This is a genomic window from Cytobacillus sp. FSL K6-0265 (genome assembly GCF_038003465.1).
GTDB classification, from domain to species: domain Bacteria; phylum Bacillota; class Bacilli; order Bacillales; family Cytobacillaceae; genus Cytobacillus; species Cytobacillus stercorigallinarum.
In genome coordinates this window covers 3,562,514-3,588,878 of sequence record NZ_JBBOPE010000001.1, presented here as the reverse complement: position 1 = coordinate 3,588,878, position 26,365 = coordinate 3,562,514, and the positions used below count along the sequence as shown (strand labels likewise).

The 26,365-nt window shown below is 37.6% G+C and carries 26 protein-coding genes; 22 read left to right on the top strand and 4 right to left on the bottom strand.

All coding sequences use genetic code 11. The features are described from left to right. Nucleotides 1–75 precede the first annotated feature (75 nt). Nucleotides 76–339 (top strand): DUF1871 family protein, encoded by a 264-nt coding sequence (locus MHH73_RS18145; RefSeq protein WP_191816816.1) that lies wholly within the window; start codon nucleotides 76–78, stop codon nucleotides 337–339. 25 nt (nucleotides 340–364) lie between these two features. On the opposite strand, the gene MHH73_RS18140 is transcribed toward MHH73_RS18145, so the two are convergent. Both MHH73_RS18140 and MHH73_RS18135 read right to left on the bottom strand, forming a co-directional pair. Beyond that, a complete protein-coding gene (locus tag MHH73_RS18140; RefSeq protein ID WP_341068507.1) occupies nucleotides 365–1,189 on the bottom strand; it encodes an alpha/beta fold hydrolase in 825 nt (274 codons plus the stop codon). A gap of 193 nt (nucleotides 1,190–1,382) precedes the next feature. Further along, nucleotides 1,383–1,667 (bottom strand): helix-turn-helix domain-containing protein, encoded by a 285-nt coding sequence (locus tag MHH73_RS18135; RefSeq protein WP_341068504.1) that lies wholly within the window; start codon nucleotides 1,665–1,667, stop codon nucleotides 1,383–1,385. Nucleotides 1,668–1,858: 191 nt separating this feature from the next. Here MHH73_RS18135 and yugI point away from each other — a divergent pair, with 191 nt between their 5' ends. From yugI to MHH73_RS18120, 3 genes are all read left to right on the top strand, one after another. Next, nucleotides 1,859–2,263, top strand: coding sequence for a S1 domain-containing post-transcriptional regulator GSP13 (gene yugI / locus MHH73_RS18130; RefSeq protein ID WP_095372077.1), 405 nt, complete (start codon nucleotides 1,859–1,861; stop codon nucleotides 2,261–2,263). Between the two features lie 194 nt (nucleotides 2,264–2,457). Further along, complete coding sequence (locus MHH73_RS18125) at nucleotides 2,458–3,621, top strand: iron-containing alcohol dehydrogenase (RefSeq protein ID WP_341068501.1); 1,164 nt, start codon at nucleotides 2,458–2,460, stop codon at nucleotides 3,619–3,621. Nucleotides 3,622–3,864: 243 nt separating this feature from the next. After that, nucleotides 3,865–5,214, top strand: a complete 1,350-nt coding sequence (locus MHH73_RS18120; RefSeq protein WP_191816813.1) for a glucose-6-phosphate isomerase — start codon at nucleotides 3,865–3,867, stop codon at nucleotides 5,212–5,214. Between the two features lie 167 nt (nucleotides 5,215–5,381). On the opposite strand, the gene MHH73_RS18115 is transcribed toward MHH73_RS18120, so the two are convergent. Further along, nucleotides 5,382–7,730: a peptidase G2 autoproteolytic cleavage domain-containing protein gene (locus MHH73_RS18115; protein WP_341068499.1), complete on the bottom strand. Its 2,349-nt coding sequence runs from the start codon at nucleotides 7,728–7,730 to the stop codon at nucleotides 5,382–5,384. Nucleotides 7,731–8,020: 290 nt separating this feature from the next. Here MHH73_RS18115 and MHH73_RS18110 point away from each other — a divergent pair, with 290 nt between their 5' ends. Beyond that, nucleotides 8,021–8,428, top strand: coding sequence for a YugN-like family protein (locus MHH73_RS18110; protein WP_191816850.1), 408 nt, complete (start codon nucleotides 8,021–8,023; stop codon nucleotides 8,426–8,428). Here MHH73_RS18110 and MHH73_RS18105 read toward each other — a convergent pair. Further along, the gene (locus MHH73_RS18105) at nucleotides 8,425–9,444 is read right to left on the bottom strand and encodes a potassium channel family protein (protein WP_341069826.1); all 1,020 of its coding nucleotides are present in this window, start codon (nucleotides 9,442–9,444) and stop codon (nucleotides 8,425–8,427) included. The two genes, MHH73_RS18110 and MHH73_RS18105, sit on opposite strands and share 4 nt — an antisense overlap. A gap of 76 nt (nucleotides 9,445–9,520) precedes the next feature. Between MHH73_RS18105 and MHH73_RS18100 the strand changes: the two genes are divergently transcribed. The 17 genes from MHH73_RS18100 to MHH73_RS18020 all read left to right on the top strand — a co-directional run bounded on the left by MHH73_RS18100 (nucleotide 9,521) and on the right by MHH73_RS18020 (nucleotide 26,345). Further along, on the top strand, nucleotides 9,521–10,162 hold the full coding sequence (locus tag MHH73_RS18100; RefSeq protein ID WP_341068498.1) for an SDR family oxidoreductase: 642 nt from the start codon (nucleotides 9,521–9,523) through the stop codon (nucleotides 10,160–10,162). Between the two features lie 268 nt (nucleotides 10,163–10,430). Next, nucleotides 10,431–11,240, top strand: a complete 810-nt coding sequence (locus tag MHH73_RS18095; protein ID WP_341068495.1) for an endonuclease I family protein — start codon at nucleotides 10,431–10,433, stop codon at nucleotides 11,238–11,240. A gap of 234 nt (nucleotides 11,241–11,474) precedes the next feature. Beyond that, nucleotides 11,475–13,439 carry an asparagine synthase-related protein gene (locus MHH73_RS18090; protein ID WP_341068493.1) on the top strand — a complete coding sequence of 655 codons (1,965 nt, stop codon included), beginning with the start codon at nucleotides 11,475–11,477 and terminating at the stop codon, nucleotides 13,437–13,439. After that, complete coding sequence (locus tag MHH73_RS18085; protein WP_191816807.1) at nucleotides 13,399–13,524, top strand: paeninodin family lasso peptide; 126 nt, start codon at nucleotides 13,399–13,401, stop codon at nucleotides 13,522–13,524. Before MHH73_RS18090 ends, MHH73_RS18085 begins: the two co-directional genes overlap by 41 nt. Before the next feature lie 206 nt (nucleotides 13,525–13,730). Further along, nucleotides 13,731–14,684, top strand: coding sequence for an aldolase (locus tag MHH73_RS18080; RefSeq protein ID WP_341068489.1), 954 nt, complete (start codon nucleotides 13,731–13,733; stop codon nucleotides 14,682–14,684). Further along, nucleotides 14,653–14,952: a lasso peptide biosynthesis PqqD family chaperone gene (locus MHH73_RS18075; protein ID WP_191816805.1), complete on the top strand. Its 300-nt coding sequence runs from the start codon at nucleotides 14,653–14,655 to the stop codon at nucleotides 14,950–14,952. Before MHH73_RS18080 ends, MHH73_RS18075 begins: the two co-directional genes overlap by 32 nt. Then, nucleotides 14,945–15,421 (top strand): lasso peptide biosynthesis B2 protein, encoded by a 477-nt coding sequence (locus MHH73_RS18070; RefSeq protein ID WP_341068487.1) that lies wholly within the window; start codon nucleotides 14,945–14,947, stop codon nucleotides 15,419–15,421. The genes MHH73_RS18075 and MHH73_RS18070 overlap by 8 nt, the downstream gene beginning before the upstream one ends. Next, a complete protein-coding gene (locus MHH73_RS18065) occupies nucleotides 15,415–16,605 on the top strand; it encodes a nucleotidyltransferase domain-containing protein (protein ID WP_341068485.1) in 1,191 nt (396 codons plus the stop codon). Before MHH73_RS18070 ends, MHH73_RS18065 begins: the two co-directional genes overlap by 7 nt. Before the next feature lie 100 nt (nucleotides 16,606–16,705). After that, nucleotides 16,706–17,455, top strand: a complete 750-nt coding sequence (locus MHH73_RS18060) for a YveK family protein (RefSeq protein ID WP_191816802.1) — start codon at nucleotides 16,706–16,708, stop codon at nucleotides 17,453–17,455. Continuing rightward, entirely contained in the window at nucleotides 17,415–18,080 is a 666-nt protein-coding gene (locus tag MHH73_RS18055; RefSeq protein WP_225230758.1) for a CpsD/CapB family tyrosine-protein kinase, read from the top strand. The genes MHH73_RS18060 and MHH73_RS18055 overlap by 41 nt, the downstream gene beginning before the upstream one ends. A gap of 226 nt (nucleotides 18,081–18,306) precedes the next feature. Continuing rightward, entirely contained in the window at nucleotides 18,307–20,133 is a 1,827-nt protein-coding gene (locus MHH73_RS18050) for a polysaccharide biosynthesis protein (RefSeq protein ID WP_318245520.1), read from the top strand. Between the two features lie 20 nt (nucleotides 20,134–20,153). After that, a complete protein-coding gene (gene galU, locus MHH73_RS18045) occupies nucleotides 20,154–21,035 on the top strand; it encodes a UTP--glucose-1-phosphate uridylyltransferase GalU (protein WP_191816801.1) in 882 nt (293 codons plus the stop codon). Next, nucleotides 21,032–22,195 carry a glycosyltransferase family 4 protein gene (locus MHH73_RS18040; protein ID WP_341068481.1) on the top strand — a complete coding sequence of 388 codons (1,164 nt, stop codon included), beginning with the start codon at nucleotides 21,032–21,034 and terminating at the stop codon, nucleotides 22,193–22,195. Before galU ends, MHH73_RS18040 begins: the two co-directional genes overlap by 4 nt. Beyond that, nucleotides 22,158–23,237: a glycosyltransferase family 2 protein gene (locus tag MHH73_RS18035; RefSeq protein WP_341068479.1), complete on the top strand. Its 1,080-nt coding sequence runs from the start codon at nucleotides 22,158–22,160 to the stop codon at nucleotides 23,235–23,237. Before MHH73_RS18040 ends, MHH73_RS18035 begins: the two co-directional genes overlap by 38 nt. Further along, nucleotides 23,234–24,367, top strand: a complete 1,134-nt coding sequence (locus MHH73_RS18030; protein ID WP_341068477.1) for a glycosyltransferase family 1 protein — start codon at nucleotides 23,234–23,236, stop codon at nucleotides 24,365–24,367. Before MHH73_RS18035 ends, MHH73_RS18030 begins: the two co-directional genes overlap by 4 nt. Continuing rightward, entirely contained in the window at nucleotides 24,364–25,272 is a 909-nt protein-coding gene (locus tag MHH73_RS18025) for a glycosyltransferase family 2 protein (RefSeq protein ID WP_191816798.1), read from the top strand. Before MHH73_RS18030 ends, MHH73_RS18025 begins: the two co-directional genes overlap by 4 nt. Before the next feature lie 2 nt (nucleotides 25,273–25,274). Beyond that, a complete protein-coding gene (locus MHH73_RS18020) occupies nucleotides 25,275–26,345 on the top strand; it encodes an EpsG family protein (RefSeq protein ID WP_341068474.1) in 1,071 nt (356 codons plus the stop codon). Nucleotides 26,346–26,365 lie beyond the last annotated feature (20 nt).

Below are 26,365 nucleotides of genomic sequence, written 5' to 3'. Positions count from 1 at the left end.
TTTCTTTATTTATCGATTTCTATCTATATGATAAGATATGTAAACATAAATGAAAAATAATTAGGTGAATGTATAATGAATACACAACAAATGAATCTTTTGTTAGTAGATTGTTTAAATGATTGGGACCCGTTTCATGTCGGTACTGGCAATTACGATACGGAAATTGCGGATATCCTCCAAATGGTCCAAACTGTTGACGATACTGATGAATTAGCCCGTTATATCCAAGCAACCTATGAATTCTCTTTTGATGAAGTAATTCCTCTCGATCAATGTAAAAAATATGCAAATAAGCTCCTGGTGATAAAAAGTAATAGTTCCTGCGAGATTGAATGAAGGAATAAAAATGATCTCAATCCATTCATTCTCTTTTTTTCTGTAAGTATTGTTCGATAATTGCTACAATCTCCTCAGGTTTTTCTTCGGGAATAAGATGTCCTGCTTGTTTAAGGATATGTAATTCACTATGCGGTAGGTCTCTCTGTAACCTTTGACCGATAGAGAGGGGGACTACCTTGTCCGCCTCTCCCCAAATGAGTAAACAAGGAGTGATAATTGTTTTTAATAAGGCCTCATCCAAATCTCCCTCCCGGTCACGTATCATTCTCGCTAAAGAATAGAATATATCCTTGTTTAAAAAAGGTTCTAAATAACCATTCCTCATGGCATCATCAATCATTTCTTTATCATAAACAACGTTGTTTAAGTTTTTTTCTACCCCTGATTTTTCAAGATACTTTTTTACAAAAAGAGAAAAGAAAGGGAGGCGACTTGCGTAAACATACTTTGCCGGCATTTTCGGTAGATAAGAAGAGCTGCATAATAAGACGACAGCCTCAAGCAGGTCAGGTCTTTGATGAGCAATGTTTAGGCAAATTTGTCCTCCCATTGAATGCCCGACCATCACCATTTGTTGAATAGATAATTTTTCAAGAAGTAAAATAACCGATGAAGCAATATTTTCATAAGAGTAGGTAAACTTTTTCGCTTTTCCGCTATTCCCAAATGGGGGAAGGTCAATTGTGAGTACTGTATTTTCTTTTTGTAGCAATGGTATGAGCTTGCGAAAACTAAAGCTGGAAGAAAGAAACCCATGCAATAATACAAATGATCGTTTAGGGGTTGGGTGTGGGTAATATTCATAATAAAAGTCATTTCCATTTAGAAGCATTTTTTCGTTTGGCAATGGTTGTCCTCATTTCTTTACGGTTATGTAAGGTGTTGCTCTTAAGTCATATCATTCATGGCCATTGCTTACAAGGAGAAACACTGTATTTGCGACAAAAAATAAAAATAGGCAATCCTATAACAGATTGCCTTCAACAAAGGGGGAATTCTAGAAAGACTTACAATACAAGCCTTGCCGAAAATCTATATGTTTATACGTAAGAATGGAAACTATTTTCATTAAAATCCTGTTGATGAAGCATCGTATGATGGAACTCATTCTGATTTTGAAGGTCAACTTGTTGGTTTGTAATAGTTGATACTGGGATGTCCAATATTGTACATAGCTTGAGGATTGTTAGCGTATCTGGGGTGGAACTACCTGACTCATATTTTTCGATTACTGCCCTACCTACCCGCGCTTTTTTTGCAAGTTCTAATCTTGTTAACCCATGTTGTTCACGGACTAAGCGAATATTTTCACCAATGTGATTCATTTTTATCACCCCTTCTATATTTAATTTTACCACCATTTAACTTTTTTACTCGTTAATTGTGTGAACATTTCGTTAATTAATTATGGCTATTTATTGACTATCCATTTAACTTTTGATATTAGCAATAGAGTATGATATAATTTTTTATTGCGTATATAAACGATAAAATATTAATAATTAGGAGTGTTCCCATGTCAGAGAAAATTGAAGTAGGCAGCGTGATTACTGGTAAAGTAACAGGTATTCAACCTTATGGTGCCTTTGTTGCATTAGATGAAAATACACAAGGACTTGTTCACATTTCAGAAGTTACTCATGGCTTCGTTAAAGATATTAATGAACATTTAAGTGTTGGAGATGAAGTGCAAGTAAAAGTACTTTCTATTGATGAAAATGCTGGAAAAATTGGCCTTTCTATCCGTGCAACACAAGAAGCGCCAGCTCCAACAGAAAAAGAGAAAAAACCTCGCAAACGCCCAAATAATCCTGTAGCGCAAAAAGTAGAGGATAATGGTAGCCAAGGTTTCAATACACTAAAAGATAAGTTGCAAGAGTGGATTGCACAATCTGAACGTGAAGATTTAATTAAAAAATAAGCTAGTTCAGCTTCAGGTAGAAGACACCGGGAAATTCTCGGTGTCTTTTTTGTCGAAACAAAGAATCATTTCGTTCATCGGAAGAGAGAATATAGAGAATCATTTGTTTTATTTTTTAAAATAAATAAAAAAAGATGTATTCTTTGCAATCCTTAGTAAAAAAAATGATAATAACAAAAAAGGAAGGTGATAGAATGGAGAATTTTACATTTTGGAATCCAACGAAATTGATTTTTGGTAAAGGTGAACTAAGTAAATTAAGTGAAGAGATTTCTCCTTTTGGCCGTAAGGTGTTGGTCGTTTATGGTGGCGGAAGTATTAAGAGAAATGGTCTTTACGATCAGGTGATGAAAGAGTTACAGAAAATGGATGCAGAAGTGTATGAACTAAGTGGGGTGGATCCAAATCCTCGTGTCTCTTCTGTGCGTGAAGGTGTCAATATTTGCCGCGAGAAAGAGATTGATTTCATTCTAGCTGTTGGTGGAGGAAGTGTCATCGATTGTACAAAAGCCATTGCTGGAGCAGCGAAATTTGCTGGTGATGCTTGGGAAATGGTGACGGATAAAGTAAGAGTGGAAGAAGCTATTCCATTCGGTACCGTACTTACAATAGCTGCTACCGGTTCTGAAATGAACTCAGGGGCGGTCATTACGAATTGGGAAACACATGAAAAATTGTCTTGGGGAAGCCCGGCTGTATTCCCTCAATTTTCTATTTTAGATCCAACACATACATATTCAGTACCAAGAGACCAAACAATTTATGGCATAGTTGATATGATGTCTCATGTACTTGAACATTATTTCCATTTAGAAGAAAACACGGACTTTCAAGATCGTATGTGTGAATCTCTCTTAACAACGATAATGGATACAGCCCCGAAACTAATAGATGATTTAGAAAATTATGAGCACCGTGCAACCATTTTATATAGCGGTACAATGGCATTAAACGGCATTCTCAATATGGGTTATAGAGGAGACTGGGCAACTCATAATATCGAACATGCCGTATCAGCAGTCTATGATATTCCTCATGGTGGCGGTCTGGCCATTTTATTCCCTCATTGGATGAAGCATACATTACATGCAAAGCCTGAGAGAATGAAACAATTAGCAATAAAAGTGTTTGAAGTCGATCCAACAGGCAAGACAGATGAGGAAGTCGCATTAGAAGGAATTGCCCGTTTAAGACTATTTTGGAACAGTATTGATGCGCCAGAACAATTATCAGATTATGGTATAGATGATAGTAAGCTAGAAGATATGGCAAATAAAGCCGTTTATAATGGTCCTTTTGGTCGTTTTCAAGTATTAGATAAAGAGGATGTTCTTTCAATCTATCGTTCAGCATTATAAGTAAGAAGCTCTCGTGAAGCGAGAGCTTTCTTTATAGGATCTATGGGATTGTTGAAAAAGATAAAAGAATTAATCTGTTTATAATATAATTCATGCACTAAACCTTATTTTGGAAATGATTAAACGATTAAAATGGTTGTTCAAACCGCCATTGGCAAAGACTGATTCTTGAAAAATTCCTTGTCTTTCGATAAAGTGGTAGAGGACTATTGATTCATGAATTACATAAGCGGAGGAAAAACGATGACTCATATACAGTTTGATTATACGAAAGCGTTCAGCTTTTTTGGTGAGCATGAATTATCATATTTAAAGGAAGCGGTAACAGCAGCGCATACCGCTATTAAAAGTAAAACAGGTGCAGGTCATGATTTCTTAGGATGGGTAGATTTACCGCAAAACTATGATCGCGAGGAGTTTGCAAGAATTCAACAGGCAGCAACAAAAATCAAGGAAGATTCTGATGTTCTTTTAGTAATCGGAATTGGTGGTTCTTACCTTGGCGCAAGAGCTGCCATTGAGATGTTACAACATAGTTTTTATAATGCTCTTTCTAAAGAAAAACGAAACACACCTCAAATCGTTTTTGTTGGCAATAATATTAGCTCTAGTTATATTCATGATGTCATCGATTTACTAGAGGATAAAGATTTCTCTATTAATGTGATTTCCAAATCTGGAACAACGACAGAACCAGCGATTGCCTTTCGATTATTCCGAAAAATATTAGAAGAGAAATATGGCCTAGAGGAAGCGAGAAGACGGATTTATGCTACTACTGATAAAGAAAAGGGCGCTTTAAAAACATTAGCGAATGAAGAAGGCTACGCATCATTTATCATTCCAGATGATGTTGGCGGAAGATTCTCTGTGTTAACGGCTGTAGGCTTATTACCAATTGCAGTGGCCAATATTGATATTACTCAAGTAATGGAGGGGGCTGAAGTCGCTCGTAAAGAGTTAAGTTCTGCCAACCTTGAAGAAAATATCGCTTATCAATACGCAGCTGTCAGAAATATTCTTTATAATAAAGGAAAAACAATTGAAATGCTTGTTAATTACGAGCCGGGGTTACAATATTTTTCTGAATGGTGGAAACAATTATTTGGTGAAAGTGAAGGAAAAGATCAAAAAGGTATTTATCCTTCATCTGCCAACTTTTCTACCGATCTCCATTCACTTGGGCAATATGTGCAAGAAGGTAGAAGAGATTTATTTGAAACGGTTATTAAAGTGAAGAAACCACGACATGAAGTGAAGATTGAAAAAATAGAAAATGACTTGGACGGCTTAAACTATTTAGCTGGTCAATCGGTTGATTTTGTGAATCATAAAGCATTCGAAGGGACAATGCTTGCCCATACAGATGGGAATGTACCTAACCTCATTGTAACGATTCCAGCAATGGATGCATTTACTTTTGGTTATCTTGTTTATTTCTTTGAGAAAGCTTGCGCTATTAGCGGATATCTACTTGGTGTGAATCCATTTGACCAACCTGGTGTGGAGGAATATAAAGTAAATATGTTTGCTTTGCTTGGGAAACCAGGTTTTGAAGAGAAGAAAAAAGAGCTTGAAGAACGCTTGAAATAACGAAATAAAATAAAGAATGAACTCGCACGGGGTGGCGAGTTCATTTAGTTTTGAAATGATTTCTATCAAAGGTCTCTCCTAAGATGAACAGTTGACCTAAGAATGTGAATATCACGTTAACCATTGGTCCTTCCATCGTACTTGCCAACACCATAAAAATGATTCGCTTATTTAAACATGACTAGTATCTGATTAGAACTTATTCTATCCATCACACGATAACCAGTTTCTGAAAATGTGGCAATCCCTTCATCATTCGGTAAACAGTAACCATCAGTTGAACAACTACCATCATCAGTAACTAATAATTGACCGAGTAGACCAACGGTTACCCATTCTTCACGTCTGCTTCTTGGTATATAAGATTGTTGTGAATCGTATGCTGGGTTTAGTTTTGGTGCTTGTCGCATTAGCTTTGCGAGGTTCTCATCATTTGGGTCAATTGGGATTTGTTCATATTGAATGCGGCCCCATTGATCCTTTAGATATTTATTATGCCAATGCAGTTCAGCGGCATTACCCTTAATGGCAGGAGCAGCACTTGTAATGCCCAAAATATAAGTGTCATTGCTAGTTGCTATTTTCACCTTTTTACCTTGCAATGTAGTAAATCTACCTGGTGTAATGCTGTTTCCATCAATCGTTTCAAACATTTCAGCATAGTCAGCGCCATTTTCATGAAGTGTGCCATCGATATATAAATCTCCTGTAGATCCTTGGAGTAGCGCAGCTAAACCTCTGCTGTTAGCACTTGTTCCGTTGCCGACATGCCAAGAGTAATCGTCTGTTGTTTCTCCATATAGTCCCATTATGTGCGAGCCGATGTTTGTAGCTATGTTCTGAAATCCTTCTGCATGAGAAAAGACACCTTGGGCTACATTATTTTGTCCCTCTACATGAGCAGCTTGCCCCGTCGCGTTATTATTGACACCCTCAGCATGTGAGGCATTCGCTGCAGATTGGGTATTTAATCCTTCTGCATGAGCACCTGTACCGCTTGCAGTGGTTCCGTAACCTTCAGCATGCGAACTATTACCAGAAGCAGTATTAGGTAAAGAAGCGTTACTTGCATTCACTCCACCTTCCACATGGGCTCCATAACCAGAGGCGACATTATTGAATCCTTCTGCATGTGCATAGTTCCCACTCGCGGTGGTTCCGCTTCCTTCAGCATGGGAATAATCCCCGCTTGCTAGCGTTGTATATCCTTCAGCATGGGCGCTTATCCCTTCTGTTCTTGTAAGAGATCCTTCGGTGTGCGAAGCGTATCCTGCTGCTGTCGTTTCAATTCCTTCTGCATGGGTAAAGGCATTTGAAGCAACAGTTGAACTTCCTTCTGCGTGAGAAACATAGCCGCTTGCTTGGGTAAAAAGGCCTTCCGCATGTGCAAAACTATCGGATGCTACACTGCTACCACCTTCTGCATGGGAAGTGGAGCCAGATGCAGTCGTTAAATATCCTTCTGCATGAGCGTAAGAATTATTTGCAACTGTGTTTCTTCCTTCTGTGTGAGAAACAAAGCCACTCGCTTCGGTGTCCATTCCTTCAGCATGAGCGGTTTCGCCAGAGGCGGTATTTCTTACCCCTTCCGCATGCGTGTAATCACCACTAGCAGTTGTTGTATTCCCTTCAGCATGGGCACTAAGACCATTGGCTGAGGTGAGTGTTCCTTCCGCATGTGCTTGATTGCCACTTGCAACCGTTTGGTGGCCTTCTGCATGAGCAGCATATCCAGAGGCTTCGGTTGTATTTCCCTCAGCGTGTGCTGTTTCCCCACTTGCAACAGTTTCAAACCCTTCTGTATGAGAAGCAGATCCGATAGCTCTAGTTGAGTTCCCTTCTGCATGAGAAGCATCACCAATAGTAGTTGTACTAAACCCTTCCGCATGAGAAGCAACGCCATTTGCTTGGGTAGAGCTTCCTTCTGCATGAGAAGCAACACCGAGCGCAGAAGTAGTCAATCCTTCCACGTGACTTGCACTTTCTGCAGCTTGCGTATCTATTCCCTCAGAATGACTAGCTTCCCCAGTTGATAAAGTGTTTAGGCCTTCCGCGTGAGCAGCTAATTCCATGGCAGCGGTATTAACGCCTTCCGCATGACTAGCTTTACCAGCAGAAATAGTTTTGAATCCTTCCGCATGAGCAGTATCACCCGTTGCCGAATTACTAGAACCTTCCGTATGAGAGGCAGCTCCACTAGCTGAAGTATTATACCCTTCCGCATGAGAGGACTCACCTTCAGCAGTGGTTAAACTCCCTTCCGCATGAGCAGCGTCACTAACAGCAACGGTTTGAAACCCCTCCGTATGGGCCGTTGTACCAATAGCATTAGTTTGGCTCCCTTCCGTATGAGAAGCGACTCCAGTAGCTAATGTTTCAAATCCTTCTGCATGGGAAGCATTACCATCAGCAGTCGTTGAATTCCCTTCCGCGTGAGCAGCCTCCCCGTTTGCAACTGTATTTATTCCACCTGCATCAGAACAGGCACCATTCGCATTGCGATTGCATTCTGGCATTGATAAATCACTCCTTCCATACTGGTAAAAAAATAAAGACTTTTTGGGCATATAAAAATAAAACAATCTGTATACATTTCCCTGGGTTCTGCTATTACTTTATGAGTTAAGATCCTATCCCGATTGTGTGTTTGTCCCTTTAGGTTAGTTATTTATCTCGAATGAATAATTGGGTAATTATTTGGAGTAAATGAGATTCTCCTAAAAGAAAGAAGTGAAAAGGGCGAGTATTAGTGAGAGGGGAAATGGTAAAACTAAACGCAAATATGATGATGAAAGGAATGAAAGCAATGAGAGAAATTCATTCTAATATCGAGGGAAAGCAATATCACTTGTTTAAACTGGAGCAATTATTAAAACCAATGGGTTATACAATCGGAGGAAATTGGGATTACGACCATGGTGCGTTTGATTACAAAATTGATACGAACAATGGGTATCATTTCTTACGTATACCCTTCAAGTCCATAGATGGTCAATTAGATACGAGCAATTGTACAGTAGAATTGGGAACACCTTACCTCTTGTCACATATTTACGAGAGCAATATTGATGAAAATAATGCCAATATCGGTAATTTCTCTGCCTCATTTAATCAATTTCAATCACCAGTTGATAAAGACGGAGAAGTTACCGAAAAATACGTAGCTATAGGTCACGAACTTGTTGGAGAATTAGAGAGGATTTTAGAATATTAATTTTTTATTGTAATAAGCAAGTCCTCTGCCTGAAGTGAAAATGGGTGAGGGGGATGAATAATCATCTCATCTCCCCGTTTGACACCAAGAATCAATATATCTTCATTCATTAAGTTAATGCTCACATCACGAAAATTGGCCCCAATATGGTCTGTCAATACGGGTTCAATCCCTAGTCTCCTTTGATCCATTTGCCTTAGTAAACTGAGAAATGCAGTAACCATTTCCCTTGAAGTAAGACTACTAATCATGACAAAGCTTGTTAATAAGTTCGTTTGCACGATTTCATCTGCTCCTGCACGTTTCGCATTTTTCATCTGTTCGGTAGTAAGGACTTCAACAATACAAGGCAAAGCTGGATTCAACCCTTTAATAGCAATTAAAGTCAAAATACTGTGCATATCTGCTTGATGTTCGTCTTTGTTTTGATCAGCTGTAATAATCAATTGTCTAGCGTCCATCACACTTGCTTTCATGAGCACATCATCTCTTTGTGGATTCCCTTTGACGAAATGAAGGTTTTCATGGGGCAGTGGATTTTCCTCCAATGTTTCATCGATTAATGTGACGGGTACGCTATTAACATAGCTACAAATCGTTTTCAAAATTTCTCTCGAACGAGCATTCCAACCAATGACAATAATATGATCATGGTCTTTAAATTGAAAATTCCCCTGAATATAGTCATTTTGCTTAGCGACAGCGGCAGTAGACAATGCGACGAAATAAGAAGCAATAAAACCTGCTCCTGTCAAAACAAGGACAATTCCTGCTATTCTACCGACAACAGAGTGAGGAACATAGTCACCATATCCAACAGTTGATGCAGTGATGACAGCCCACCAAATACCGTCAAACCAAGTGGGAAAACTATTTGGCTCTAATAAGTGAACAAAACCGCCAAAAAGGATAATTGTCATCAGTGCCATGATGAGTATACGAAAGACCAATGGTAAGCGAGTGAAATAAGAATACAGATAATGTGGCATTTTATAAACTCCCCTAGAAAATAGTATTATTTAGTATAGGTGAAAAAACATTTTCATAAACGATTTTCACCAATAAATGAAAAGGGAAGAGAGGAGAAAAAGAATGAAAGTATTAGTAATAGGAGCAAACGGGCAAATTGGTAAACAGGTGATGAACAAATTAAGTAAATCAACCGGTGATACACCTGTAGCAATGGTAAGAAAAGTAGAACAATTAAACGATTTTAAAAACAGTGGATTGGAAGCAGTTCATGCATCATTAACTGGTACAGTGGATGAATTGGCTACGGCTATGCAAGGATGTGATGCTGTTGTCTTCACAGCAGGATCAGGAGGTCACACTGGATATGATCAAACATTGCTCATTGATTTAGACGGTGCAGGTAAAGCTATTGAAGCCGCAGAACAAGCCGGTGTTTCTAGATTTGTGATGGTTAGCGCCATACATGCGAATGACAGAGAAAAATGGACTGCAATCGAACCATATATGGCAGCTAAACATTATGCTGATAAAATGTTGATGAATAGCTCATTAGACTACACAATCGTACGTCCTGGTGGCTTATTGAATGAACCAGGCATAGGGAAAGTGAAGGCATCTGCTTCTCTCGAGAGAAATACGATTCCACGTGAAGATGTGGCTGCAACAATCGTTGAGGTCCTACATAATGATCGGACCATTCATCAATCATTTGACCTCGTTACAGGAGAGGAAACGATAGACGAGGCGCTAAAAGGGATTTAGGAAAAATACTGAGACATGGATAGGTAAATAAAATGAAACTAGAGCAAATTCTAATAGAGAATTTGCTCTAGTTTCATTTGGAAACAATACTTCATAAATTGTATGTAATTTCCACACAAGGATTTTTGTTCTTCATATAAGTATTTCATTTCTTTGATAAAAGGGACGGAAAATTTCTATTATATAAAAAGCCTACTGTTGGTGCTGTTCAAATATTTATTTTTCATAGATAATATTCTTTTAAGTACTTTATGAAGGAGAGGAAACAATGAGCATACGTTCATTTATCCCATTATTCGTTTTATTGAGTTTGTTAGTTAGTTGTTCAAAAGGAGGGGAACCCCCATTAACAGAGGGAAACGAAACAAATGAATATAAGGTTAATAGTAACTATTATAAAGAGGCAGAAGGGAAAACGGGAGATGAATTAAAAGCAGCGCTTCATGAGATTATAGATGATCATAATGAACTCACTTATCGTGAGGTATGGGAAGCGTTAATGGTGACGGATGAAGATCCCCAAAACCGAGATAATGTGATTTTATTCTATAGTGGAAGATCGCAAGACAAGGACTTAAAAGGTCCAGATGCAGATGACTGGAACCGTGAACATATTTGGGCAAAATCTCATGGTGGGTTTGATACTAATCCAGGTGTAGGAACAGACCTGCATCATTTAAGGCCGACAGATGTAAGTGTAAATGCTTCTAGAGGAAACTTAGATTTTGATAATGGTGGACAAGAGCATCAGGAAGCAAAAGGTAATTATTATGATCATGATTCTTTTGAACCTCGTGATGAAGTGAAGGGGGATCTTGCCAGAATGCTTTTTTATATGGCAGTTCGTTATGAAGGCGATGATGGTGAACTAGATTTAGAATTGAACGATCAAGTCAATAATGGGCGCACGCCTTTACATGGGAAGTTATCCGTATTGTTAGAGTGGCATAAAGAGGATCCTGTAGATGAAAATGAACAACGTAGAAATCAATTAATCTATGAAGAATTTCAAAATAACCGCAATCCTTTCATTGATAACCCTGAATGGGCATTTGATATTTGGGGTGATAGTAAGTAGAAGGGGAATATGTAGGTCTGGTAGAACTGTAGAAACGTATACAGTTCTACCAGACTTTTTTTAACTTCACGAGAAAGATTGCAAAGCTCATTTTAGCCTTAAACAAAAATGAACTTTAATTGAAAAAAATAAGCCATTTGTATCAAAAACAATATTGACAGTTGATTTGTATGATGTTAGTTTAAGAGTACTTATATGTTCTTTATAAAGAACTAACAATAAGGGAGGTAGCGCATGACAGCCATTGCTGGGATAGGGAGCTTCAATGAGTGGGAAATTCCTGTTCATTACGGGGATAGGATGTTGCAACAGTTTCAAGGGTTCCGTTTTGATCGAGTGCAAACAAGAAGAGAGCGCCACCTATTCTTAAGTTGTTCTTTAAATTGGATTACACCACAATCAAGGGATGAGGAAATCCCCTATTACGATTGTGAAAAAGGTTTAACTATCATATGCAATAGTATTATTGATAATCGTGAAGATTTATATCAGCAATTAAATATTCGGAAGTATGAGAAATATATGATAACCGATAGTCAACTGATTTTATATGCCTATGAAAAATGGGGAGAAGACTGTCCTAAGTATTTAGTCGGTGATTTTGTATTCATGATTTGGAATGAAAAAAAGCAATCGTGGTTTGGGGCTAGAGATTTCTCAGGTACGAGAACATTATATTTTACTAAAAATGCTTTGTTCTTCTCATTCGCATCGACAATGGGTGCTTTACTGACCTTACCAGAGGTAGATGATACATATAATGAAAACTGGATCGCTGAATATCTTGCTAATCCATTAACGATAGAATCAGTAGATTTAACCTCAACGGTCTATCAATCTATCTATCAAATACCACCTTCACACTCAATCACAGTAACGAAACATAAGACGGAGTTCAAGCAATACTGTCATCTACTAGAAGAAAGAGAACCGCTTCACCTAAAGAATGATGAACAATATATTGAAGCATTTCAAGAATTATTTCAAAAAGTAGTTGATTCCAAATTAAGAACATTCAAGGCAAAAGGTGCTCATTTAAGTGGAGGTTTGGATTCAGGTACTGTCACTGCATTCGCAGCGAAATCATTACAAGGGGAACCGCTACATACATTCAGCTATATCCCTATCCCCAAGTTTGAAGATTGGACACCGAAAAGCAGACAAGCGAACGAAAGACCATGGATTGAAGAAATGCTTAAGCTGTATCCTACTCTCGTGCCGCACTTCTTCTCATTCTCTGAACGCAATGCTTATACAGAAATAGATGAGTGGTTGAATGTGATTGAATCACCTTATAAATACTTCGACAATACGTATTGGTTACGCGGAATTTACGAACAAGCATCAGCACTGGACATAGGTATTCTTCTCAATGGCCAACGAGGCAATTGGACCATTTCTTGGGGCCCAGCTCTTGATTACTATGCCAGTCTTCTTAAAAAGTATCGATTATTACATTTTTTTAAAGAGACAAATGCCTATAGTACTAATATAGGCGTGGATCGAAAAAAAGTTTGGTCGACGATTATAAATAAAAAAATAAGAGCATCCCATGTGAATCGGGGGCATCCCTTCCCACAATTTATTCATCCCGCATTTGCAAGACAAACAAAGGTATATGAAAAATTAAGAGAGTACGGTATTGACCAAGGGGGGAACGGTCTAACTAATGCGTATCAAGTGAGAGAACAGCAATTCAAAGACCTTTATTATTGGCATACAACAGGAGTATATGGCGCAAAAATGGCCTTGAAATATGGCGTAATTCCTAGAGACCCTACAGATGATTTAAGGGTGGTCCGTTTTTGTTTATCTCTTCCAGAGGACCAATTTGTAAAAAATGGATTCAATCGTGCCTTTATTCGACGAGCAACGAAAGGATATTTACCGAATCTTAATCGATTAAATGTAAAAAGCAAGGGTGTGCAAGGTGCAGATGGGTTGCTGCGATTGCAACCAAATTGGCCGTCTTTTCTAAATGAAATGGAGAAAGCATTAAACGATCAGCGCATTCAGCACTATATCGATGTGTCAGTCATCCGGCACCATCTAAAACGTATTCAGCAACCACAAGCAAACCAAGTGTTTGATGATGATTTTCGCATAGCGATGCGGACACTTATTCTCTATCGTTTTCTTATTAAAGGAGGTGAAATCAGTGACAAAAATTTGGCAAACACCCATTTTGCAAGAACTTGAAATAAAGAGAACGATGGGAGGACCAGGGTTGCAAATCCCGGATGCTGTCCAACCAGATGAAGATGAAACTATTCATTATTCGTAAGCACATTAAAGCAAACGGCCCTTGTGCCTTATGTATAAGGGCTTCTTAGAGAAGAGTCAAAAAGATGATAAGTTTAATTGATATTTCGTGCGCTAAAAATGGACGCTATTGCCCTTAGGTATTTCATTCGAAAAAATAGGCTAAAGATCTTTCTGTACGCTTATAGGCAGTGGCGTCTGGCGCTTTTCTTAGAAAGGAGGAACGTGTTGGAAAAGAAGATACACAAATATCGAGCATTCGGTTTATATGTATTAAGTGATATTCCGTTTAAAGAACTCGTTGCTACCGAAGAATCAGAGCCCTCTACTCCCTCTGAGGTAATTAGTATTAAACAAAGAGATTTATCATCTATATGGGATAGTTATGGTAAGGAAAGACAATTTAAAGTATTAACAGACCAATCAGTTCTATTCAAAGTAAATGAAACGGCAACTTTCTATATTGAGGGCGGCAGGGTCATTTATTTTGATCCCCATCCTAGTGGTTCAATAGATAAAGTCCGTTTATTTATATTAGGATCGTGTATGGGTGTTCTATTAATGCAGAGGCGGATATTACCCCTTCATGGAAGCGCAATAATGAGGGATGGCAAAGCTTATTTAATTGTCGGCGATTCAGGGGCAGGTAAGTCGACACTAGCTTCGACGCTTATTCTTAAAGGATGGTCGTTATTAAGTGATGATGTCATACCTATTCAATTAATAAACGGCATAGCCTACGTAGTACCGAGCTATCCACAACAAAAACTATGGGATGAAAGTATTAAAAAGTTAGGTTTATCCGTTACAAGTTATCACCCTCTTTTTGAGAGAGAAAATAAATATGCGATACCTGTACAGAATATATTTACCCATCATTCGGTTCCACTTGCAGGTATTTTCGTCCTACATCAGGTGAATGAAAGACCAAAAGAAATACAATCTTTAAATGGGTTGCAAAAAATTGAAGTTTTGGATACTCATACATATCGCCCTTTTATGATTGAGCGGTTAGATCTATTAGCTTGGCATTTTGACTTATCAGTTAAGATTGCTAGTCAAATTCCCATGTACGCGATCGAACGGTCGAACTCATTTTCAGCATATGAGCTGGCTGATACGATTCATAACTTATTTGAGGAGGAACATAATGATAGCAAAGAAGCCATTGTCAATCAATGATAGTGTGAAACAAGTGAGTGGAAACATGGTAAGTGATATGAACGGTGAGAAAGTGATGCTGAATATTGAAAACGGTAAATATTATAATTTAGGTGTCATTGGTGGTGATATTTGGGGAAAGATGCAAGAAACCGTGTTGGTCTCTTCTCTCATATCGCAAATGCAAGCAGAATATGAAGTAGAGCAAATCAAATGTGAAGAAGAGGTTTTTTTCTTTCTTGAACAGCTTCTAAAAGAAGGGCTTATTGAAGTACAGCAACATGAATAGCATACTTTTTCGTAAACTTAAACATTTTCTTTCTCTTCCTTGGGAGAAAAAACGCTTATTAATAGAGGCCATGATCTACCTAGCATATGCAAGAATTTATAAGCAGTTACCATTTTCTAAAGTTTCACATCTACTAGGCAAGCATATGAAAGAGACAGAAGAAACGCAGAAAATTCATAGAGAGAATGCGATTCAACAAATTTCTGAAGCAGTACATCATATGAGTCGGTATACGTTTTGGGAGAGTGAATGTTTAGTTAAGGCTGTTGCTTGTATGAAAATGCTTGAAAGAAGAGGAATAGAAAGTACTTTATACTTAGGGACTGCGAGGGATGAATGTGGTGAGTTTGTCGCTCATGCATGGTTAAGGAGTGGCACTTTCTTTCTGAGCGGGGCGCATGAAAAAGATAAGTTTACAATTGTTAGCATGTTTGCATGTATACCGAAAAAGGAGAAAGAGAGATGGTAAGAACGTCATTTTTAAACAATAAAGATTTACCATTAGAAATGCAACTGATCATATCATTGATGAAAAATGAAAAGCAACTAGTGCTTTCATTATGTAACAAAGTAGATTGGGATCAGTTCCTACTAGCGGTTAAGCATCATCGAATATTCCCGCAAATCTTCCATGCAATAAATGAACAAAGATTGGCAGATGAATTGCCAGCATATATCGTTACAAAAATAAAAAAAGATTATGAGCAGAACATCTATCGTATGCTGCATTTGACTGCGGAAATGCATACACTCTATCGACAGTTTCAACAAGCATCCTTACCGCTTCTTTTTCTCAAAGGTCCTATACTGGCTAAAGAGCTTTACGGTGATCTGTCTTTGCGCACATGTGCGGATATCGATTTGCTTGTGCCAATTGAGCGTATTGAACAAGCAGAACAATTAATGCTCCAACAAGGTTATGAAAAAGATGATTACATTGAATCGGTAATGGATGATTGGAAATGGCGGCATCATCACTTTACCTACTTTCATAAGCAACATCGAACGAAGGTAGAAGTTCACTGGCGCCTTCATCCTGCACCAAGCACAGAGCCCCATTTTACCGAGTTATGGGAGAGAAGGAGAGAAAGTCAGTGGAGTAGTCAAATTAGCTTTCCTTATTTAGGTGAAAAAGATTTATTCTATTTCTTAAGTACTCACGGTGCTAGACACGGGTGGTCAAGGTTAAGATGGCTGTTTGATATTCATCAGATCTTGTTACAGGGAAGTTTTGTGAATGATAAGGACTGGTCACATCATTTAACCCAGTATCAATACGAAAAAATCGCTGGGCAGGCATTATTATTATCGGCAAAACTATTTAATTCAAATATTGAATCAACATATATGGATAAGCGCGCAGCAATCAAGTTAGCAAAAGGTGCATCATTTTATTTTCACCATTTGGTTTCGTTACATGATCATCATGTACCAAAGGAAATAGCTCATTATCATGCACAATATTTACGCAGTTTATTTACTTTGAAGCAGAAGTTCATTCATTATTTACAATGGTTCTATCCTTTGTCCGAAGATTATCAAGCTTTCCCGTTACCGAAAAGATTGTTTCCACTCTATTATGTAATAAAGCCTTTTTTGTGGTTAAACAGGAAACGGCAAATGCTGCAAAGTGCGAGAAAGAAAACATGTTGACTTGTTCTTTATAAAGAACTAAAATGAAATAAACCTAATCTAATTCTATTTTTTTACTTTTTTTGTTCTTTATAAAGAAAACACAAAAGGTGGATTACAAATGAACAGATATTTGAATGAACCTGGGGCTAAAGAAATACAATTACCTGAACTGTATAAAGTCATTAAGAAAAAGTTTTGGCTTGTGCTCCTGTTTATGTTGCTTGCTTGTGGGATTGCTTTTATTTATCACTTATTAAATAAACCAACATTACTCTATCAAAGTGATACGAATATTATTATTGGGGCAGAAGTTGGTTATCGAAATACTTTACAAGTCATCATTCGAGACACAGTTGTATTAGAAGAAGTAATTAAAGAGTTGAAATTAGAAGAAACAAGTGATCAATTAGCGAATAAGATTACTGTGGCGAGTGTTGATGATACGCAAGTGGTGAATATAACCGTAGTTGATGCCCATCCAGAAAGAGCCGCTTTAATTGCTAATACTACTGCAAAGGTATTTATTGAAAAAATCCCTACTATTATGGATTTTGATGAAGTCAGTATTTTGTCAGAGGCACGACCTAACCCGATTCCTATTAATGAAAGTAATGGGCTGAATATGATTTTGATTGCAGGGGTGTTAGGTTTAGTTGCGGGAATAGGTTTTATTTTCCTATTGGACTCATTAAATGACTCTGTAAAGTCAGAAAGCCAGCTTGAGAGATTAATCGATGTGCCAACAATTGGTACAGTTTCTATCATACATACGAAAAATTTGAGACAAAAGAAACAAAAACAAACAATGAAAGAAAGGAGGGAAACGAATGGTCAATATGGGGAAATGGAGAATCGGTACGAGCAATAAGGGACGAAACTTAGTCACTTATTTGTACCCCCATTCCATCATTTCTGAACAATTCCGCACGATAAGAACAAATATCCAATTCATTAATCGTGAGAAAAAGCATATGGTCTTGCTTATTACTTCACCAGATCGTTATGAAGGTAAGACGACAATGATAGGAAATATTGCTGTATCCATCGCGAACCAAAAAGAGAAAGTGCTCCTAATTGATGCTAATTTAAGAAATCCCGCCTTACATCAAATGTTTATGTCAGCTCAAGAGCCTGGTTTAACAGATGTATTGAAAGGAGATGCAATACAAGAAGAAGTGATCGTTTCTACGCAAATTCCTGGTCTAAAACTATTGCCGAGTGGGAAGATTCCATCCAATCCCTCAGAGCTACTTGGTTCTGATGTCATGAAGAATCTTATTGCTAAAGTTAGCCCATTATATGATGTGATTTTAATTGATTCTCCTTGTTTATTAGATGTGACTGATACAAAGGTGTTAGCGAATGTTAGTGATGGTGTGATACTCGTCGTAAAACAAGGGCAAACAAAAGCAGAACATGTTTACAATGCTAAAAAAACACTACAATATGCAAAGTCGAACATTATTGGCACCATATTGAATGGAAGCCATTAATTTTTTTATATGATTGTTCGTTATTAAGAATATTTTTAGGTGATGTCTCCTTGCCTTTATCCAAAGGAGATACTCGGTCATGCTGTGGGTTGAAAGAAACCTTAGACGCCTTGTCGTCAAGAGTGTGGTGAGAGGGGGGGTTAGATGCCCTGTTTTACATATAAAAAAGGTTGATACTTGTGATATTAGCCATATTAAATCTTCATAGCAAGGGAGGGATAATGTTGTGTCTTGCAGACTAAAGTTTATTTTTTCGCTATTGATGGATGCGGGATTACTCTTTGGTTCTTTTATATGTACCTATTTATTACTTCCAACTTCTTTTTCAAATTTACAAGCTATTATAATTTATAGTTTATCACTTCTATTTTATTATACGTTTGCCTATAAACAGAAGTTCTATGAGCAATTATGGTCCTATGCTAGTCTCCGGGAATTTTTTATTATTCTCAGGATTGTGGCAACGACAGTCTGTTTAACAATGATTACATACTTCATGTTATTTAAAGCTTTTCTTCCACAATTTACAATCATTTATGGTTTAGTGCTGCTCATTGTATTAACAAGTTCAAGATATGGTGTAAGAGTCTATCGTGAACGAATTCAGGAGCTAGCTATTAATAAGAAAAAAACATTAATTATAGGTGCTGGTTCAGCAGGCGGTATGCTTGCCAAACAATTGATGCAAGGACATGATCAATTAATTCCAGTCGGTTTTATTGATGATGATTATAGAAAACAAGGGTTGTATTTAGCAGGCTTAAAGGTTTTAGGAAAGGTTGAACAATTAAATGAGATTGTACAGGAAATGGCTATAGAGCATTTAATCATTGCTATTCCTTCACTAAAAAAAGAAGAGCTCGAAATCATTTTTCATCAATGTGCCAAAACGAATGTTAAGACACAAACATTACCCTTTATTGAAGATATTGTCATGGGAGAAGTAAAAGTGAATCATATACGAGATGTAAAGGTGGAAGATTTACTGGGGAGAGAGCCGATTCTCTTAGAGGACAACAGTATTTCCGAGTATATTGCCAACCAAACGGTACTTGTCTCTGGTGCTGGGGGTTCAATTGGTTCAGAAATTTGCCGACAGATTTTAAAATTTTCACCGAAGCGTTTAATTCTTCTCGGTCATGGAGAAAACAGCATTTATTCCATACGATTAGAACTGGAAGATATGCAAAGTGATTGCGAACTGATTCCTGTTATTGCTGATATTCAAGATAAAGCCCGCATGATTCAAATCATGAAAATATATCAACCGGCAGTCGTTTATCATGCAGCTGCCCATAAGCATGTACCATTAATGGAAGAACATCCAGAAGAAGCAGTAAAAAATAATATGATTGGTACAAGGAATATGGCTGAGGCAGCTCATCAGTCACAAGTCAATGTGTTCGTAATGGTGTCAACAGATAAAGCGGTTAATCCAACAAGTGTAATGGGGTCATCGAAGCGCCTTGCGGAAATGCTTGTTCAACAAATGAATAAAGTAAGTACAACTCGTTTTGTTGCGGTAAGGTTTGGCAATGTATTAGGTAGCAGGGGTAGTGTCATTCCTCTTTTTAAAAAGCAAATCGAAAAAGGGGGGCCAATTACTGTCACACACCCTGATATGGTGAGATATTTTATGACAATTCCCGAGGCTTCAAGGCTTGTACTACAGGCAGGTGCCTTAGCCTTAGGCGGCGAGATATTTATTTTAGATATGGGTAAGCCGGTAAGAATATATGATTTAGCAAAAAATTTAATTAAACTTTCTGGCTATACAACTCAGGAAATTAATATCAAATTCACTGGTATTCGAAAAGGGGAGAAGTTGTTTGAAGAACTATTGAATAAAGAGGAAATGGGAATTCAGCAAATTCATCCACATATTTATATTGGGAAAAGCGCCACTCTTTATATTAAAGAGATTGAAAATTTAATTGATTTATACCCTTTGATGAGTAAAGAGGAATTAAGAGAACGGTTGTTATCCCTTGCAAATCGAAGTGAAACCCCAGAGAAAAAACAGGAAGTTGCTAATATGTTATCACTATCTTAATGAAGAAGGAGTGAGTAAGTATGAAGCAAGTAAGAAAAGCAATTATCCCAGCGGCTGGCTTAGGAACTAGATTTCTCCCAGCAACAAAAGCCATGCCAAAAGAGATGCTACCACTAGTCGATAAGCCGGCAATTCAATACATTGTGGAAGAAGCAGTTGCTGCTGGTATTGAAGATATTATTATTGTTACAGGCAAAGGAAAAAGGGCAATAGAGGATCACTTTGATTATTCTTTTGAACTAGAACAAAATTTAATGAGCAAAGGTAAATTTGAATTACTATCAGAAGTGAAGAAGTCTTCTCAACTGGCCAATCTCCATTATATCAGACAAAAAGAACCGCTTGGGTTAGGGCATGCTATATGGTGTGCACGGAAGTTTATTGGTGATGAGCCGTTTGCGGTTCTGTTAGGCGACGATATTATTGAAGGATTCACGCCTTGCATAGCTCAAATGATAGATCAATACGAAGAGCATAAAGGGACAATTCTCGGCGTGAAAAAAGTAAAAGACGAAGAAGTATCAAGGTATGGCATCATTGATTTTGAAACAGTGACGGAAAGACTATATACGGTGCGCTCTTTAATTGAAAAGCCAGATCTTGATCAAGCACCATCTAACTTAGCGATCATGGGGCGATACATCTTGCCACCGAGTATTTTTGATATACTTTCATATCAAGAGCCAGGGAGGGGGAACGAAATTCAACTAACAGATGCGTTAGCCACTTTAAATCAAAGTGAGCCGATCTTCGCATTCGAATTTCAAGGAGAGCGCTATGATGTTGGTGAGAGACTTGGCTATATACAAACATCCATTGAATTTGCTTTAAAACGTGAGGATTTACAAGAGGAGCTGTTAGGGTTTCTACAAACGATAACAGAAAGATATTCAATCAAATGATGGTGAAAAAACTGCTATTAGTTGCTACAGTCGACTATCATTTCAAGGCATTTCATCTCCCTTTTATGCGCCAACTTTACGAACAAGGTTGGGAAATTCATATAGCCGCTAAAGGAGACTTAACATTACCTTTTGTATCCGAACAGCATCGCCTCCCGATTGAAAGACATCCGTTGAAAACAGCCAATCTATATGCGTACAAGCAGTTAAAAAGATTAATAGAGAGGCATCAATATGATATTGTTCATTGTCATACACCTACTGGTGGGTTACTTGGTAGATTGGCCACTTTTACTATGAAGAAGAAGCCATTACTATTTTATACTGCTCATGGATTTCACTTTTGCAAAGGTGCACCACTGCTTAATTGGTTAATCTATTATCCTATTGAAAAAATTTTGGCGCGGAAAACGGATTGTTTGATTACGATCAATCAAGAAGATTATGCCTTAGCCAATCGGGCATTGAAAGCGAGGGAAATAGCTTTTATCCATGGAGTAGGCGTGAACTTAGCACAATATCAGCCCATTGATAGGGAAATAAAGGAAATACTAAGAGAGAAGCATCTGATTGAAAAAGAGGCTTTTTTATTTTTTTATGCAGCAGAGTTTAATCGAAACAAAAATCAAAGGCTTTTACTCCAGGCGTTTAAGAAAATAGCGAAACATCAACCGTCTTGCCAATTAATATTAGCAGGGGAAGGACCGCTGTTATCAGATTGTCAAAGACTTGCTAAGGAGCTTGGAATTGATCGTCAAGTAGTATTTCTCGGGTTTACAAATGAAGTGAGGGAATGGTTGCAAATGAGTGATGTAGCTGTTGCATCTAGTTTAAGAGAAGGTCTCCCAGTAAATATTTTGGAAGCAATGGCCTGCGGTCTACCCATTGTAGCGACTATCAATCGAGGACATCATGAATTGATTAGGGACCAACAGAATGGATATCTTATAGCAGCGACTGATGTTCATCATTTCGCAGAAAAAATGGAGAGTCTTATTCTATCTGAACAAGAGAGAGAGCGCTTCGCAAAAGCAAATAGGCAACTCGCTAGCAAGTATTCAACTGAGGTCGTCATGGAAGAATTAATGATACTATATGCTAAATACACGCAGGAGAAGAAAGATGAAAGCAATCATCAGCATTATCGTGCCTATATATAATATGGAAAAGTATGTAGAAAGATGTTTACATAGTTTGCTCACACAAACATTTAAAGGAATTGAAATTATCGCCGTTAATGATGGTTCAACCGACCGAACGGGGGACATTCTTTCAAAATATCAAGAGAAGGATAAAAGGGTAAAGGTCTTCTACCAGGAGAATAAAGGTGTATCCGAGGCCCGTAACCTTGGACTAAAGCATGCGATAGGGGAGTACATTGGTTTTGTCGATCCTGATGACTGGGTTCACCAAGAGATGTATGAGGTATTATACGAAGCGCTTCAACGAGAGCAGGTAGATATTGCTATGTGTCGATATACACGAGCGTATCAACACTTTTTTAAGGAAAAATATTTTCATCACTTGAAAGAAAAACCCTATAGAGGAGAAGCCTATAAAGAACAGATTGTCAGGCGGTTAGTAGGACCAATTAAAGAAGAAGTTTCTGACCCTAGTATGCTTGATGCCATGGGAACCGTTTGGTCAAAGTTATATCGTAGAAATTTATTAACAGAACAGCCGATCCTTTTTACAGATTTGCATCATATTGGATCAAATGAGGACACCCTTTTCAATATGAAAGTGATGAGCTTAGCTGACTCTTTTGTCTATGTCGATCGTCCTTTATATCATTACTGGAAAGAAAATGAACATTCTCAAACGAGTGAATATCGATCGGATTTATTTCAGCTTTGGCAACAACTTTATGAAGAAATGAATCATTGCCTAAAGGCGTATTCATTCAGTCGTCATGCCCAAACAGCTTTAAATAATCGTATTTGCTTAAATATGATTGGGTTAGGCTTAAATATCCTTGCTTCTAAAAATCAACTGACAATGCGAGAAAAAATCAATGAAATAGATATCATTTTAAGTGCACCTATTGTTAGAGAGGCTTTTAAAGGGTTGGATATCAGTTACTTTCCATTCGTTTGGAAAGTATTTTTTGTTTGTGCCCGTTCACGTTCAGCTAGCAGTGTCTACTATATGCTTACGATGATAGATAGATTAAGAAAAAAACGCTGGGGAGGTAGGTCATGAGGGAATTAAGAGTGTTGCAAGTGGTAACGATTATGAATCGTGGTGGGTTAGAGACGATGTTAATGAATTATTATCGTCGCCTTATTCATGTTGGCATTCAATTTGACTTCATTGTCCATCGGCAGGAAGAAGGTCATTATGACAAGGAAATTAAGAGGCTAGGTGGCCGTATTTTTCATATGCCATCCATTCGCCCAGGCAATTACCAAAAATACTTTAAACAGTTGGATGCCTTTTTTGCCGAACATCCATATTACCGCATTGTACATGCTCATTTAAACGAAAATAGTAGTTTTATTATGCGTGCAGCCTATGATGCTGGTGTGCCGTGTCGGATTGCACATAGCCATTTGAGCGACTTACATATGGATTTTAAATGGCTGTTTCGCAAGTATGCGAGATTATGCATGAAGGAGTATCCTAATTATTACTTTGCATGTTCAGAACGTGCGGGGGATTGGTTATTTAAATCATCATCTAAGAGCGAGGTAACCGTTTTACCTAACGCAGTAGATGTGAGTCAATACCTTTATCATTTACCAGAACGAAAGCGGATAAGAAGAGAATTGGGCGTGGATGATTCTTTTGTAATTGGTCATATTGGACGCTTTAATTATCAGAAAAATCATGATCTCATCATAGATATTTTCCAATCCATATGTGATAAAAAGAAAAACGCTGTTTTAATTTTAGCTGGAGATGGTGACTTAATGCCGCAAATAAAGAAAAAAGTTCAAAAGCTAGGGTTAGAACAACAAGTGAAATTTTTAGGTGTGAGAGAAGATGTTCCTTCGCTTTTGCAATCTTTTGATGTTTTTTTATTCCCTTCTCATTTTGAAGGTTTGCCTGTAGTTTTAATTGAAGCCCAGGCTGCCGGTCTTAGTTGTCTTGTCTCTGATACGATAACGGCAGAAGTGGACCTGACTAACAGGGTAACATTTATGAGCTTATCTAGTAAGGCTTATGAGTGGGCAAATAAACTATTGCAGTTAGATAACCAACATAAGGATACCTCTAAGGAATTAAAAGTAGCCGGTTATGATATTGAAACAACGAGTCAGTGGTTAGCTACTTTTTATAACGAATATAATGATATTGAAAGTCATGTGAGCGGGGCGAATATAAGATGAAACCATTATTAACCATTTTTACCCCGACCTATAATCGTGCTTACACGCTACATTTAGGCTATGAAAGTTTAAAGAAACAAACATGCCAATCCTTTGTGTGGCTAATCATTGATGATGGTTCGAATGATGGAACAAGGTCAATGGTTCAAGAGTGGATAGAAGAGGGAATTATTTCTATTCGCTACCATTACCAAGAAAATTTAGGTATGCACGGCGCACATAATACAGCTTATGAGTTAATCGAAACAGAATTGAATGTATGCATCGATTCTGATGATTATATGCCTGTCGATGCGGTGGAGAAAATTATTACTTGTTGGAAGCAAAATGGAAGTGAGGACGTAGCCGGTATTGTCGGACTTGATGCCTATCAAAATGGGGATATCATCGGGACAGAGTTACCGGCCGATTTGTCTACTAGCACATTAGGAGAATTATATGGTGTTCATAAGGTGAAGGGAGATAAGAAGCTTGTCTATCGAACAGCCTTGACGAAAGCAACACCTGCCTATCCTATTTTCTCAGGAGAAAAATATTGCCCGTTAAGCTATAAGTATATTTTCATTGATCAGTTAAAGCCGTTATTACTTCTCAATGAGGTATTATGTCATGTCGAGTATTTACCAGACGGCTCTAGTTTAAATATGCTAAATCAATATTATAAAAACCCAAAAGGTTTTGCGTTCTTTCGTGAAACAGCTATGATCTATGCTCCTTCATCGAAAGAAAAGTTAAGAGAATGTATACATTATGTTTCTAGTTGTTTATTAAGTCGGAAGGACCACTTCATTCAAGCGTCACCTTTAAAGGGTATGACACTCATTGCACTACCATTTGGTTATCTACTATCAATTTATATACGTCATAAGCAACGAAAAAGGTATGTCATGGGAAGTGAGCAGTAATCATGACTGTTTTTTGGCTGTGTTTATTCGCTAGTTTTAGTGTCGCTTTATTTGCTAGATACTTTGCTAGACCTGTACTTGTAGGGAATGGAAGTGAATCCGTTTATCCTAATAGGTTATTGATTACTTTAGTTGCCTTAATACTTATTGTTGTCTCAGGGGCACGAACAAATATTGGTGATACTTTTTTTTATATGCATGCATATGAAGTCAATGATTTTAGTTGGACAACAATAGTAGAGGGAAAGGATATTGGCTTTGGGTTATTACAAATGGTACTGAAGTATTATTCAGATGACCCGCAATTATTAATTTTTGTTGTCGCGTTATTAACCAACAGTTTAATTGTCTTTGTTCTTGCTCACTATGCAAGATTATTTGAGTTGAGTATTTATATTTACATCACTGGTGGTTTATTTTTAGTAACGATGAATGGGATACGCCAATGCTTAGCAGCGGCGCTAGTATTTACTGCCACAAAGTTCCTTATAAATGGCAATTGGCCAGTTTATTTTTTATTTGTTATCCTTGCTTCTTCATTTCATCAAAGTGCCCTTATTTTACTACCTATTTACTTTTTTGTACGTTATAAGGCTTGGTCAAAAGCGACGTTGATATTACTGCTGATTGCTGTCCTTATTGTTGTCGGCTTTAATGAGTTTTCGACACTACTTTTTTCAGCAATAGAAAATACACAATATGGGCAATACGCAGAATTCCAAGAAGGCGGAGCAAATATTTTACGCGTGGCCGTGGAAGCAACCCCTTTATTCATTGCTTATCTTGGGCGAGAGAAGTTAAGACAGATTTTCCCGCAAAGTGATTTTATTGTGAATATGGCACTAGTTGGTTTAGTATTTATGATTATTTCTACACAAAATTGGATCTTTGCGCGATTTTCCATCTATTTTAGTCTTTATCAATTGATTCTTGTCGCTTGGATTGTCAAATTATTTCAACCAAAGGATCAACGCTTTATTTATTATTGTATCCTTGTGCTATATTTTTTCTATTATTTTTATGAAACAGTCATTAGTTTAAATATTCAGTACCAAAGTGATTGGTTAGGTTAACGAGAAAGAGGGGAGAAAAA

What these genes read in the sequence shown, in the direction of transcription:
- MHH73_RS18145 (WP_191816816.1), top strand. Translation starts at nt 76, where the DNA reads ATGAATACACAACAAATGAATCTTTTGTTAGTAGATTGTTTAAATGAT.
- MHH73_RS18135 (WP_341068504.1), bottom strand. Translation starts at nt 1,667, where the DNA reads ATGAATCACATTGGTGAAAATATTCGCTTAGTCCGTGAACAACATGGG.
- yugI (WP_095372077.1), top strand. Translation starts at nt 1,859, where the DNA reads ATGTCAGAGAAAATTGAAGTAGGCAGCGTGATTACTGGTAAAGTAACA.
- MHH73_RS18125 (WP_341068501.1), top strand. Translation starts at nt 2,458, where the DNA reads ATGGAGAATTTTACATTTTGGAATCCAACGAAATTGATTTTTGGTAAA.
- MHH73_RS18120 (WP_191816813.1), top strand. Translation starts at nt 3,865, where the DNA reads ATGACTCATATACAGTTTGATTATACGAAAGCGTTCAGCTTTTTTGGT.
- MHH73_RS18115 (WP_341068499.1), bottom strand. Translation starts at nt 7,730, where the DNA reads ATGCCAGAATGCAATCGCAATGCGAATGGTGCCTGTTCTGATGCAGGT.
- MHH73_RS18110 (WP_191816850.1), top strand. Translation starts at nt 8,021, where the DNA reads ATGAGAGAAATTCATTCTAATATCGAGGGAAAGCAATATCACTTGTTT.
- MHH73_RS18100 (WP_341068498.1), top strand. Translation starts at nt 9,521, where the DNA reads ATGAAAGTATTAGTAATAGGAGCAAACGGGCAAATTGGTAAACAGGTG.
- MHH73_RS18095 (WP_341068495.1), top strand. Translation starts at nt 10,431, where the DNA reads ATGAGCATACGTTCATTTATCCCATTATTCGTTTTATTGAGTTTGTTA.
- MHH73_RS18090 (WP_341068493.1), top strand. Translation starts at nt 11,475, where the DNA reads ATGACAGCCATTGCTGGGATAGGGAGCTTCAATGAGTGGGAAATTCCT.
- MHH73_RS18075 (WP_191816805.1), top strand. Translation starts at nt 14,653, where the DNA reads ATGATAGCAAAGAAGCCATTGTCAATCAATGATAGTGTGAAACAAGTG.
- MHH73_RS18070 (WP_341068487.1), top strand. Translation starts at nt 14,945, where the DNA reads ATGAATAGCATACTTTTTCGTAAACTTAAACATTTTCTTTCTCTTCCT.
- MHH73_RS18065 (WP_341068485.1), top strand. Translation starts at nt 15,415, where the DNA reads ATGGTAAGAACGTCATTTTTAAACAATAAAGATTTACCATTAGAAATG.
- MHH73_RS18060 (WP_191816802.1), top strand. Translation starts at nt 16,706, where the DNA reads ATGAACAGATATTTGAATGAACCTGGGGCTAAAGAAATACAATTACCT.
- MHH73_RS18055 (WP_225230758.1), top strand. Translation starts at nt 17,415, where the DNA reads ATGGTCAATATGGGGAAATGGAGAATCGGTACGAGCAATAAGGGACGA.
- galU (WP_191816801.1), top strand. Translation starts at nt 20,154, where the DNA reads ATGAAGCAAGTAAGAAAAGCAATTATCCCAGCGGCTGGCTTAGGAACT.
- MHH73_RS18040 (WP_341068481.1), top strand. Translation starts at nt 21,032, where the DNA reads ATGATGGTGAAAAAACTGCTATTAGTTGCTACAGTCGACTATCATTTC.
- MHH73_RS18035 (WP_341068479.1), top strand. Translation starts at nt 22,158, where the DNA reads ATGAAAGCAATCATCAGCATTATCGTGCCTATATATAATATGGAAAAG.
- MHH73_RS18030 (WP_341068477.1), top strand. Translation starts at nt 23,234, where the DNA reads ATGAGGGAATTAAGAGTGTTGCAAGTGGTAACGATTATGAATCGTGGT.
- MHH73_RS18025 (WP_191816798.1), top strand. Translation starts at nt 24,364, where the DNA reads ATGAAACCATTATTAACCATTTTTACCCCGACCTATAATCGTGCTTAC.
- MHH73_RS18020 (WP_341068474.1), top strand. Translation starts at nt 25,275, where the DNA reads ATGACTGTTTTTTGGCTGTGTTTATTCGCTAGTTTTAGTGTCGCTTTA.